This is a genomic window from Bacillus sp. CCNWLW194 (assembly GCF_037120585.1).
Taxonomy (GTDB): Bacteria; Bacillota; Bacilli; order Bacillales; family Bacillaceae_G; genus Bacillus_A; species Bacillus_A basilensis.
Genome location: NZ_JBBBBL010000006.1, coordinates 14427 through 27873, shown reverse-complemented (window position 1 = coordinate 27873; position 13447 = coordinate 14427). Strand labels below are relative to the sequence as shown.

At 32.2% G+C, this 13447-nt stretch carries 7 protein-coding genes; 6 read left to right on the top strand and 1 reads right to left on the bottom strand.

Going from position 1 to position 13447, the window contains the following annotated elements; all coding sequences use genetic code 11:
* Window positions 1-18 precede the first annotated feature (18 nt).
* Complete coding sequence (locus V7S50_RS14885; protein ID WP_242253082.1) at window positions 19-1056, top strand: DnaA N-terminal domain-containing protein; 1038 nt, start codon at window positions 19-21, stop codon at window positions 1054-1056.
* 18 nt (window positions 1057-1074) lie between these two features.
* Here the strand turns inward: V7S50_RS14885 and secY are convergent, their stop codons facing one another.
* The gene (gene secY, locus V7S50_RS14880) at window positions 1075-2379 is read right to left on the bottom strand and encodes a preprotein translocase subunit SecY (RefSeq protein ID WP_063221392.1); all 1305 of its coding nucleotides are present in this window, start codon (window positions 2377-2379) and stop codon (window positions 1075-1077) included.
* A gap of 535 nt (window positions 2380-2914) precedes the next feature.
* On the opposite strand from secY, the gene V7S50_RS14875 reads away from it, so the two are divergent.
* From V7S50_RS14875 to V7S50_RS14855, 5 genes are all read left to right on the top strand, one after another.
* Window positions 2915-3430, top strand: coding sequence for a DinB family protein (locus V7S50_RS14875; protein WP_242253083.1), 516 nt, complete (start codon window positions 2915-2917; stop codon window positions 3428-3430).
* Window positions 3431-4016: 586 nt separating this feature from the next.
* Complete coding sequence (locus tag V7S50_RS14870) at window positions 4017-5963, top strand: bifunctional metallophosphatase/5'-nucleotidase (RefSeq protein WP_242253084.1); 1947 nt, start codon at window positions 4017-4019, stop codon at window positions 5961-5963.
* A gap of 888 nt (window positions 5964-6851) precedes the next feature.
* Entirely contained in the window at window positions 6852-8555 is a 1704-nt protein-coding gene (locus V7S50_RS14865; RefSeq protein ID WP_242253085.1) for a M4 family metallopeptidase, read from the top strand.
* 486 nt (window positions 8556-9041) lie between these two features.
* The gene (pulA, locus tag V7S50_RS14860; protein ID WP_242253086.1) at window positions 9042-11600 is read left to right on the top strand and encodes a type I pullulanase; all 2559 of its coding nucleotides are present in this window, start codon (window positions 9042-9044) and stop codon (window positions 11598-11600) included.
* Between the two features lie 865 nt (window positions 11601-12465).
* On the top strand, window positions 12466-13443 hold the full coding sequence (locus V7S50_RS14855) for a SagB/ThcOx family dehydrogenase (protein WP_242253087.1): 978 nt from the start codon (window positions 12466-12468) through the stop codon (window positions 13441-13443).
* Window positions 13444-13447: the final 4 nt, after the last annotated feature.

Sequence of the window (13447 nt, the reverse complement as noted above, 5' to 3'; positions counted from 1 at the left end):
AAAAAGAGGGGAGTTATTATGAAAATGAATTGGACTGAAGTAAAGGAAAAAATTCGACCGCAAATTTCAAAACCATCATATGAAACTTGGTTTACTAATACTACTGTTTATTTAGAGGATGATATATTAACAATTTATTGTCCGAATGAATTTGCACGTGATTGGTTAGAAACTCATTATAAAGAATTAGTATTTAATACATTACGAGAAATGTATAATACGACATTTGAAATTCAGTTTGATCTATGTAATAGCGAACCATCTAAGTTGAAAGATGTAAAAAAAGAAAGGCTTAATAGCTGGGATGAAGTAAAGAAAGCATTAAGACCAAAGCTAGCAGAGAAAACATTTATGACATGGATTAGAAATACAAATGCTACAATAGAAGATAATAAATTAATAATATTTTGTGAAGATGTGTTTCATCGTGATTTGCTTGAAGGGGAGTATAAAAATATAATTTCAAGTACCGTACAGAAAATTACAAATGAAGAATATCAAATTTGGTTCGAAATAGAATCAAACGCCACTTCTAAAGCACAGATTCATCACGTGCAAAATAATCAACTTACTTCCGGACAAGAGGAATCAAAAATAATTTGGAATAAAATAAAAGATAAAATGCAATTAACAATTTCGAGACCATCATATGAAACATGGGTCAAAGAAACGACAGCCAGAATAAATGAAAATTCATTGATCATTTATTTTAAAAATAAATTTCAACAAGAGTGGGTTGAAAAGTCTTATAAAGATTTAATTTCGCAAATAGCTAAAGAAGTAACTGGAAATACATATGAACTTCAATTTGAATTAAATTCAAATACAAATACAACCAGTAATGGCGAAAAATCAAAATCAACTATTGAAGATATCACTTCCGAATTAGGGGAGCAGTTCAAAGTCTCCAATAACAGTTTAAAACATAATGATGTAGACGAAAGCAATAAGCGTATTCAAGCCTTAGAAGAAAAAATAATGAACTTAGAAAAAATCATTGGTACATTAGTGGGAACATTAGAGGTAGTAAAATCAAAAACACAGTTGGAAAAATAACCAACTGTGTTTTTTTACTTAATTCGCTTTTTTTATAAACCCTTTATAATGACGTTTCACAAGCTGACTTTCTAACGTCTTCATTGTTTCTAGTGCTACACCGACAATGATCAGTAAGCTTGTACCACCAATTTGAGCAGAAGGTGGTAACGTAGCAATTTTTGTGAATACGAGCGGTAAAATTGAAATTGCACCTAAGAAAATTGCGCCGATAAATGTTAAACGGTATAAAATTTTAGTTACATATTGTTCTGTTGATTTACCAGGACGAATACCAGGAACATATCCATTTTGCTTTTTCAAATTCTCTGCCATTTGTTCAGGATTTACTTGAATAAATGCGTAGAAGTATGTGAAAGCAACGATAAGACCGACATAAAGTGTCATTCCAATTGGATGTGCAAAATCAAGATTTGCAACTAACCATTTTGATACGCTTGAATCAGGGAAGAGCTGCGCAATTGTACGCGGCGTCATTAAAAATGCGGAAGCAAAGATTACTGGAATTACACCAGCACTATTTACTTTTAGAGGTAAATGAGTGTTTTTTGCTCCTTGATATTGATTGTTTCCTGAAACAGCTTTTGCATATTGAATCGGTATTTTACGCACGGCTTGTTGAATGTAAATAACGCCAACAACTATCGCTAAAATTACGAGACCAATTAAAACCATTTTTATGATGTGCATGAATAATTGATCGCCTGCATTTTGAAATTGTTGCAAATAAATTTGATTCGCAACATTTGGAATCGCTGCTACAAGTCCTGCGAAGATAATCATCGAAATACCATTACCTACGCCATTAGCAGTAATTTGTTCACCTAACCAAAGTAAAAAAGCAGTACCTGCAGTTAAAACTGTCGCAATAAATAAGTATGTAGTCCAGCTTTGATCTGTTATTAATTGTCCACCTGCTATATTATTAAAGCCATAAGACATCCCAATGGCCTGTATGAATGCGAGAATGATTGTAAAGTATCGAGTGAATTGAGCTGATTTCTTACGGCCCATTTCTCCTTGCTTTGCCCATTCCGAAAATTTAGGTATAACGTCCATTTGTAGTAATTGTACTATGATGGAAGCTGTAATATATGGTGTAATACCTACAGCAAAGATTGAGAAGTGTTGCAGTGCTCCTCCGCCAAATACGTTTAGCATACCTAAAACGTTAGCTTGATCTTGTACTTTTAATACCTCTGCGTTAGTATGAGGAACTGGAATAAACGTGCCAATTCGAAAAACAATTAGCATCGCTAGTGTAAAAAGAATTTTGTTTCTTATCTCAGCTACTCTCATGAAATTTGAAATCGTACGAAACATTATGTCGCCTCCTATATTTTGATCAGTTCAAAACTGATTATTATATCCCGATGAAGTAACCACAAACCTCCTTCCGCATTAAATTCATTTGACAAATGGAATTTTATACATTTTGTAGTTTTCTCGGATATAAAAATATAAGGTGTTTTTTAGCGACCAATAAGCTTTTCGTAATCATTCAATACACATAATATATCGAATAAATTAACAAATGTACATACATACGCATGAAAAATGAATGAATAGGGGCATTTTTTACATTTATTTAATGCTAGATTGATAATTAGGAACGTTTTATGTAGTTGTATTGAAAGGATTCCGTGGAAAGTATTATGGTGTAGCTGTAGCACATGATAACCTCAAGGGAATCTTCAAGGATGTTGAGAAAACTCATATATTTAGTCGTGAATTAGAGAAACTATTAAAGCAAGAAAAGATTTGATTGAAATAGTAGTGAAGGAAAATCTTTCTTCTATAGAGAATATTTCTAACGCAGGAATCTAAGTATATAGGTTCTAATGAAAGGAGAATTCACATGAATACATTTGTAAAGGACAAGTTTTATGAAACGAGAAATCAATTATTTGAGGAAATTACTTTGTTAAGTGATGCTCAATTTAATAGAAAACCAGATAAGGATAAATGGAGTATAGCACAAGTTTGTCATCACTTAGTTTTATTAGATGAGAGAGTTATAACGGTTATTTTGTCAGGATTAAAAAAGATGGATAGTTTCCAAAATGAGCGTAAAGAAATTCATACTATTGTATTAGATAGATCGATAAAATTTATAGCACCAGAAATGATTGAACCAAGTATAGAACCATTTGAATTGCTGCAAATGGTTGATTTGTTAAACGACTCTAGAAAAGAATTGATGCGTTTTCTGAGTACAATAGAAGATGAATCTAAATTGGCAAAAAAATCAGTAATGCATCCAGCTCTTGGAGAATTACTTCTTGATCAGTGGATAGAATTAATCTATTTGCATGAACAGCGTCATATAGAACAAATCAAAGAGGTAAAATTGCTTTGTGAAGTTGAAAAGTAAAAATTATTATCTATTTATTGAGCGATTTAGGATAGCATCAGGGGTTCGAGTGATAAAATACAAGTCTTGATTAAAATTATGATGAATTTAGTTGAAAGCAACCAATAAGCAGAAGAAAATACGAAACTAGCAGATCTTACTCTTGAATAGGAAACGAACATTCAAAAAACTGAATCCGAATTGCTGTATAAGTGTAACCCCGTCTTAAATGAAGAACGGGGTTATTATTTTTGGAAGTGATCTCAGCATTTTCATTTAGAAGGAAATAAATTAGCAATGAAATCCGAAAATGTAATCAGCATTACACACTATATCTTTAAGTTATAATGATTTCCGGAAATGAGTTATATGTCCATAATTTTGATAGTACATATACATCTACCGTTGGTTTAGCGCTCTTCACGCGTTAGAGGAAGAAGTAAATACTATCCTGCTAGGGAGGGATATGCATTTTATTCTCTATATTTTCACAGCAGAATCACCTCCAAAATTATCTTTTGCAGTTGAATTTTTCCGAATAATAAGTTACATTTTTAAAGTTCAAGCAACTTTATAGCAGTACAAAAAGGGGAGAAATATTGTTATTATGCAAAAAATGAAATGGAAGAATTATGTATGCTATTTTATTATTCTTATGCTTCTTGTAACAGCAGTAACAGCCAAACCAGCTATTTCTAAGGCTGAGGAATCTGATGTTAATATTACATTGTTAGGTACGGCAGATATTCATGGTAGATTTATGCCTTGGGATTATGCACTTGATGGAGCAAATATGAGTGGAAGTTTGACACAGCTTTATACGGTTATAAAGAAGGTACGTCAAGAAAATCCAAATACCATATTAGTAGATGCCGGGGATACAATTCAAGGAAACTCAGTAGAATTATTCAATGATAAGCCACAATCGCCAATGATGGTAGCGATGAATACAATGGGATATGACGCCTGGGCATTTGGAAATCATGAATTCAACTTTGGATTAGATACATTGAAAAAAGTTAGTGAGCAATATAAGGGAAAGACGTTAGCAGGAAATATTTATAAGGAAAATGGAGAGCGTTTTCTTCCTGCATATACAATTGTTGAAAAAGGTGGAATTAAAGTCGGGATTATTGGTATGAATACACCAATGATTAGTGATTTTGAAAAAGGGACAGATCATTTGGATGGTTTGGTAGTGAAAAATCCAGTAGAAGAGACAAAGAAGGCCATTAAAGAATTAGAAGGTAAAGTAGATGTAATGGTAGGCGTTATGCATATGGGATTAGAAAATGAGAATGGGATCCCTGGTACTGGTGTTCAAGATATTGCGAATGCTTGTCCGGAACTAAGTGCTATTTTTGCAGCTCATATGCATAAACTTGTTAAAAAAGAAGTTTTAAATGGCGTTATTATTACAGAGCCAGATAAATATGGAACACATATCTCGCGTATTGACCTTACTTTTACAAAACAAGATGGAAAGCTGGTTTTAAAAGATAAAACTGCTACAGCTATACCTGTAAAAAATACTGATGGAACAACAGTAGTATCTGATCCTACACTTGAAGACACACTGACACCTTTTCACGAGTATGCGAGGGGAGATGCAAATGTTGTAGTCGCTCAATTAAAGGGTAGAAACCTTGTTCCTGAAAATGAAATAAAGGGTATTCCAAGTGTGCAGATTCAAGAGACACCTTTATCAGATTTCTTTCATGAAGTCATGCTCTACTACAGCAAAGCAGATGTAGTAGCCCATCAAATTGATAACGATAATGCTCGTTTGGATGTAGGTCCTATTAAGAAAAAAGATATTGCGTATAATTATCAATATGCTTTGGGAGAAATTACGGTATATAAGGTAACTGGGAAAGACTTAAAAGACTATATGGAATGGGCGGCAGGGTACTTTAACCCATCTCGTGCCGGAGATGTAACAGTTAGCTTTGATAAAACCCGTCGTGCTTCTAAATACAGTACGAATGACTTCTTTGGAGGCGTAAAATATGAAATTGACTTAACAAAACCATATGGAAGTAGAATTACAAATTTACGTTCTATTCGTACAAATAAACCAATCAAAACGAACGATGTTATGACGCTAGGAATGAATGCATATAGAATGGAGGCTCTTCAGGCAAAAGGTGGAGCTTTAGAGGGGCGTAAGTTTGAACAAATTTGGTCATCTAAACAAGAGAATGCATTCGGGGAAACTGGTGGAACCATTCGTAACCTTGCTATTACATATTTAAAAGAGGTAAAGAATGGTGTATACACACCAAAAGTTATGCATAATTGGAAAATTACTGGCGTGAATACACATTCTTCAGAGCATAAGGCTGTAGTGGATCTTGTAAATAAAGGGATTTTAGAAATTCCAAAAACTGAAGATGGAAAATATACAAATATAGCATCTATAAATACTAAAGATTCAATTACAAAAGAAGAGATTGTAGCACTCTCACAAAAAGCTAATATTAATCCAAATCAGTTTAATCATGTAAAAAGAAAAGGTGAATTTTACAAAAAACTTAGTAGGATAATTAAATAAATATAAAATAGATAGCTTTCGTGCAAAAAACTATTAAACTTGGACATACCATTATCCTAAAAAAGTTTGTGATTGGTATGGAAATATAAAGAATCAACGATAAAACATCCCCTGGATCATTAAACAAATCCGGGGGATGTTTTATTTAAATAATTTTGGTTTTATTTCTTACTATGCATATTTATAATATGCTTTAAAAGAACATACCTTGAGCTAATAACATGCAATAGATGTGTCCTTTACTATATTTAAATGGGAGACAAATTAAAGATGTTTTTGACAAAATAAAAAAGTCTGAAACTCATATGAGACCTCAGCTATCTCATAATGTTACAATCCATGCAGCTATAGACATACATAACAACATTATATTAAAAAATCTAAATTGTAGATGCGCTGTCTCACTAAAGTATTTATATACTATATACATCATAAAACAAAACACGCACTTTCTTTTTCTTATTTATCAAGGTCATTAGTATTCATTTGATCCATCTTTATCCTAAATCAACTTCATGTCCGAAATATAAGTTTAAATAAGTAATATAAATTATAAGATGTCCTATAATAATTGTTATTTTAATAGCATTAAACCTACTCTTAAAATAGTAAAGAGTGGGTTTTTATGTTGTTATTTAGATGTAAGGGTACTTTGATTAGAATGAATATAGATAATTAACAACTAACCAATTGGATGAGCGCCTAAAAGAGCTCTTTTTTATTGAAATTAATATACATATATGTGTCGTTCTTTATTTATATCATCGACCACATATATGTAATTTTGCATAATGTTACATAAATTGTGTATTTTCCCTTTTTTTCGACAGAAACAGGCAGTATACTTTGTACAAGCTTTCTATTTCAAAATTATACGAGGTGAAAAAAATGAAAAACAAAAAGACGTTAACTAAGGTAGCATTAACAACAGGTTTAGCTTTAACAGCTGTAGCACCATATGGGGTAGGGCATGCAGAGGAAACAGATCAACTACAAGTTCAAATTCAGGAGGAATCGTTCCGTTCGGGTGAACTTACACAACCGTCACAAAAGGCACCAGAGAATGTAGTAAAAGATGCTCTTAAGGAGAAAACAGAACAAGTTCTATCACCAAAGCAAGTCAATGGAGAAACAGGAGTAGATTATAAAGTTATTCAAAAACGTGGTTCATATGATGGGACTACACTTGTACGTATACAGCAAACATACGAAGGAAGAGAAGTATATGGCCATCAATTAACTGCACACGTAGATAATAACGGTGTGATTAAAAGTGTTTCTGGCGATAGCGCGCAAAATTTAAAACAAGAAGAATTGAAAAAACCTATCAATCTATCAAAAGATGAAGCGAAACAATATATTTATAAGAAGTACGGGAACGATATCAATTTTATTTCTGAGCCAGAAGTTAAGGAAGTTATTTTTGTTGATGAAAATAATGGACAAGCTAGCAATGCATACCAGGTTACATTTGAAGCTGCAACACCAAACTATGTTTCTGGAACTTATTTAGTAAATGCACAAAATGGCGATATGTTAAAAAATATGGTACAAGAATCTAACTTAAAAGCAAGTGAAAAACTAGTTGGAGCATTAAAGAAGAGTAAAAAAAGCAGTCTTACATCATTAACAGGAACAGGAAAAGATGATTTAGGTATATCACGTACATTTGGTATCTCTAAACAAAGTAATGGTAAATATGCTCTTGCTGATTATACAAGGGGGCAAGGAATTGAAACATACGATGTGAATTACAGAGATATTACTAAAGAAGAAAGCTATTATCCTGGTACATTAGCAACTAGTACTTCGACAGCATTTAACGATCCAAAAGCAGTAAGTGCTCATTACTTAGCAACAAAAGTATTTGATTTTTATAAAGAGAAATATAAGCGTAATAGTTTTGATAATAAGGGACAGAAAGTAGTTTCAGTTGTACACGCTTGGGATTCTGGAGATACGAATGATCCGAAAAATTGGCAGAATGCGTTAAGTGCTAATAATGGTAGTATGCTTGTATATGGAGATCCTATCGTCAAAGCATATGACGTAGCTGGCCATGAATTTACACATGCTGTTACTTCTAGTGAATCTAATCTTGAATATTACGGTGAATCTGGTGCGATTAATGAGGCGCTATCTGATATTATGGGAACATCTATTGAGAAATACGTAAATAATGGAAGCTTTAACTGGACGATGGGAGAACAAACTGGATCTGTCTTCCGTGATATGGAAAACCCGGCTTCTGTTCCATCTTCACTTGGAGTACCTTATCCAGATGATTACAGTGAATTTAACGATTTTAATGGATGGGATCAAGGTGGCGTTCATTTTAATTCGAGCATTATTAATAAAGTTGCGTATCTCATTGCAAAAGGCGGAACTCATAACGGAGTAACTGTCAAAGGAATTGGTGAAGATAAAATGTTTGATATTTTCTATTATGCAAATACAGATGAGTTAAACATGACTTCTAATTTCAAAGAATTGAGATCAGCATGTATTCGAGTAGCAACTAATAAATATGGTGCGAATGCAGCTGAAGTTCAAGCAGTTCAAAAAGCATTTGATGCAGCAAAAATTAAGTAAGTTAGAAATATAGTTTTCATTCATATATTATTACATTATGAAAAAACAGCTAATGTCATTATAGAGATATTAGCTGTTTTTTTACGTAGCAATGTATTAGTAAAAATAAACTTAGTAAGTAATAAGTAGGCATTCTATCTTTAAGTAGTTGAAACAAATTTTTAAGGTTTACAGTATATAAAAACAGAAAATTAATAATATATTGACCTCTTGATAGAAAGTGCTATAGAATGAAAGCGATAACAAACGATTGCTTTAAAATGATTTCCCTGATCTTTTAGTATTTACAAATATATGAAGACAAAAACATATCTATTTTTTTAAACATTAATGCAAACGTTTTCGTATTAAAAGATCATTGAAATACATATGTGAAGATAGCCAACATGGGGGTGAAATAATAAAGATTTCTAGATTAATTTAAGCAGTGTAATTTAGTACAAGCATAATAAATTGCTCGTATTATTTAAAGAAGGGGTGTATGTGGTGCAAATGATAAAAAGATTAATAAACAAATCAGTTTTATTACTTACTATAATCGTTATGTTATCATCTGTTTTCTCGTTTCAAAGTGTAAAGGCAGTTTCAAATTCGAAAATAACTGAAGTGATTGTTCATTACAAAGAGCAGTCTGGAAATACAAAAGACTGGAACCTTTGGTTATGGGGAGAAAATGCAAATGGTAAATCATATGAATTTACTGGTGAAGATGAATTTGGAAAGTACGCTAAGATTAATATAGATGGTGACTATAATCGTGTAGGATTTATCATTCGTACGAATGAGTGGGAAAAAGATGGTGGCGATCGTTGGATTGAAAATATAAAGGACGGTCGTGCTGAAGTATGGATTCTTTCTGGTGATGAAAAAGTATATAACTCTAAGCCTTCTTCGAATCTATCAATTCAAAAAGCAACTATTGATAGTTTCAATGAAATTACTGTAACGACTAATGTCCCTTTTAATATTAAGGAACGGAAAATTGAAATTGAAGGCATTAAAATTAAAAATATTAGTCCTTATGATATAAACAGTAGCAATTTTACTAATAAGGTTAAAATAATTACAGAGCAGAAAGTTGATTTAAAACAGACATACAATGTTAAAATTGAAAACTTAGCTGATACGAATACTGAAATCGGTAAAGTCATTCGTAGTGAGGAGTTTGATAATTTATTTTATTATGGAAGTAACGATTTAGGTAATGTATATACTCCGCAACATACAAAGTTCCGTGTATGGGCTCCTACTGCGAGTGAAGCGAAATTAGTTACATATAAAAAATGGAACGATAAAATAGGTACTGAAATAAACATGCAACAAGGTGAAAAGGGCACTTGGAAAGCAGAACTTAAAGGGAACAAAAAAGGTCTCTATTATACATATAAGGTGAAAATTGGTGATAAGTGGACTGAAGCAGTTGATCCGTATGCACGTGCTGCTTCTGTAAATGGAGATAAAGGTGCTGTTGTTGATTTAGAAGAAACAAATCCGAAAAAATGGAAAGCAAACAAAAAGCCAAAATTTAAAAATCCGGAAGATGCTATTATTTATGAATTGCATGTACGCGATCTTTCCATCCAACCTGAAAGTGGCATTAAGCAGAAAGGGAAATATTTAGGAGTAACAGAAAAAGGAACAAAAGGGCCTGAAGGTGTGAAAACAGGACTTGATCATATGAAAGATCTTGGTGTTACACACGTTCAGCTTTTACCGATATTTGATTATGCTTCAGTAAATGAAGAGAATTTAAATGAACCACAGTATAACTGGGGATATGACCCAAAAAACTTCAACGTTCCAGAGGGATCCTATTCTACAAATCCATATGAGCCGACTGTTCGAATCACTGAATTAAAGCAAATGATTCAAACACTGCATGATAATAATCTTCGTGTTGTTATGGATGTAGTCTATAACCATATGTATAATGCTGCTGAATCTAATTTTCATAAGTTAGTTCCAGGTTATTATTATCGTTACAATGAAGACGGAATATTTGCTAATGGAACCGGTGTAGGAAATGATACTGCTTCAGAACGAAAAATGATGAGGAAATTTATGATCGATTCTGTAGCATACTGGGCAAAAGAATACAATTTAGACGGATTCCGTTTTGATTTAATGGGTATTCATGATTATGAAACAATGAATGAAATACGTAAAGCTGTTAATCAAATTGACCCTTCTATTATACTGCATGGAGAAGGCTGGGATTTAAATACACCCCTTGCAGTTGAGTTGAAAGCAAATCAAAAGAATGCAGAAAAAATGAAAGGGATTGCCCATTTTAACGATAATATACGTGATGGATTGAAAGGTAGTGTATTTGAGGAGAAAGAAAATGGGTTTGTAAGTGGAAGGGAAAACATGGAAGACCGTATTAAAAAAGGTATTACGGCAGGAATTGACTACGATACAAATTCGTCTACTTATCAAGATCCGGAGCAGGTGCTAACTTATGTGGAAGCACATGATAATCATACATTATGGGATAAACTTGAGTTGACTAATCCAGGTGACAGTGAAGAAGTACGAAAACAAATGCACAAATTGTCTTCTTCGATTTTATTAACATCACAAGGTATTCCATTCTTACATGCAGGACAAGAGTTTATGCGCACGAAATATGGTGATCATAATAGTTACAAATCTCCTGATTCAATTAACCAGATGGACTGGTTGCGCCGTGCAGCATTTAATAATGAAGTAGATTATATGAAGGGCTTAATAGAATTACGCAAAAAGTATTCAGCTTTTCGAATGACATCTGCTGAGCAAATAAAAACACATGTATCATTTATTGATGCTCCGAAAAATACTGTAGCTTATACAATAGAGTGGAATAAACATGAATACTTTACAGTGGCTCACAATGCAAATAGAGAAGCTGTTGAAATAACACTTCCATCGAAAGGGCCTTGGAAAGTACTAGTAGACGGGAAGCAGGCGGGAAGTAAACCACTTTATGTTGTCCATGACAATAAAATTAAAGTTCCTGCATTAAGTTCCATTGTTTTAAAATCAGAAAAACCAATTAAATAAAAGCGAAGAGTGTGGAAATAAATACTGAATTGAGCAAAGTGATTGCAAATGAAAAAAGCGAAGTGAAGGTTGTTCTCACTTCGCTTTTAAAGTTAATGTAATATAATTTCACATACTGTAATTATATTACAATTTAATAAAAGAAATAAGCAATAGATTATTGCTATCGTGACAGTAGGGGAGAAGATATCTTTGAGTTTATTTATAAAATTATCTGAAATACATTCGTAATTTACATAATTTTTATTGTATATTAGAACATACAAAAAGTTAGATATTAGAGTTGTATTAATTCCTACAAATCGTTTAAAAATAACAAATGCGTAAAAAGTATATGGAATTAAAATAGAGAAAAGACACCATCCAAGGTGTCTTTTCTCTATTTTGAATATGAAATGTAAGTAACTCAATTGTATGTAATAGTATGTGATATTTTCACACTAACTGATTAAGAAAAATTTAAAACTCTTTTCTTAATCTATTTGTAATAAATTACATCATAAAATTTTATCAATATAATAAATAAAACTTTCTCAACATTATTTGATTTAATAACTATATTCAACTGCTCTCCAATCCATTACAATAATTTCACATTGGAAATACATGAATATTCCCAATGTTCTAAATGGTTTATACCTTATAGGATTACTATGGGAAAGGATGTGAAATATCCAAAGAAAAATCATTTTTTACAATGAAATAAAAAATTTTAATGAAGAAAAAGTTATTTCATTATTTTCAAGTTTCATTGAAGTGTATGTATTTATAATCACTATGAGACAAGGATCAGAATCTAAAAAATATTTTTTGTAGATTAGAAAATTGCATTTCAAAAATAAGTTAAACGTTTATGGAGGGTTATATGAGCGAGAAAATTTATTACTGGTCTCCTATTAAGCATTGGGAGAAGTTGCATAATGAGGTTTTGATAGGAGAAATGAGATTTACAGGTATTCTGTCTGAGTGGTTTCCTGATTTTTATTTTATGGCTCAAAAAGGTGTGAAAATTAGTGAACTAGTAGAACGCTTTTCGTTAGGAAATGTAGAAGAGACACAAAAAAACATAGAGCTTATGATAAAAAATCGTGTGTTAGTAAGTAACATATTACACCCAAGAGAAGTATTTTCTTCACAAGAAAATATTTTTCCAAATCCATATAGCGACCAGATTCGCTTTTCTAAAGAAGAGTTAGATAAGTATATGAGTGAACAATTAAATCGTACGCACATTGCTGCACGGTCAACCGAAATTCAACTTGAAACAACAGATGAGCTACCCACTTTAATCAAGGAACGTAGGTCTTGTCGTCAATTTGATGTGGAAAAACATATTAGTTTTTCACAATTTTCTCAACTTATATCAACTCTAAAACAGGTTAGGGAAGAAAAAATATACTATCATTACGCAAGTGCAGGCGGGCTCTATCCCATTGATATCTTTGTTTATGTAAAACCAAAACGTATAGGGGGTATGAAAGCTGGATTTTATTATTATAACCCATCAAAAAATAGTCTTGTGATTGTAAACAACATTGATCAAGTAATCAAAAGTGATCATGAGTTAATTAATCAGGATTTATTTACTCAATCTGCCTTCTCAGTTTATTTGGTTTATAATGCGAACGCTTCCATCCCGAAATACGGTTCAGATGGATATTTATTTGCTTGTATTGAGTCAGGCATTATCACTGCTACCTTAAATATGGTTGCTGAGACATTAAATTTAGGGGTTTGTTCAGTTGGTCATATGAAATTTGAAGAGATTCAGCAATTTTTATGTTTGGATAACCATCAAGTGTTTCTCCATGGGCTTGAAGTTGGCTTGAAAATTAACAAGTAGAAGA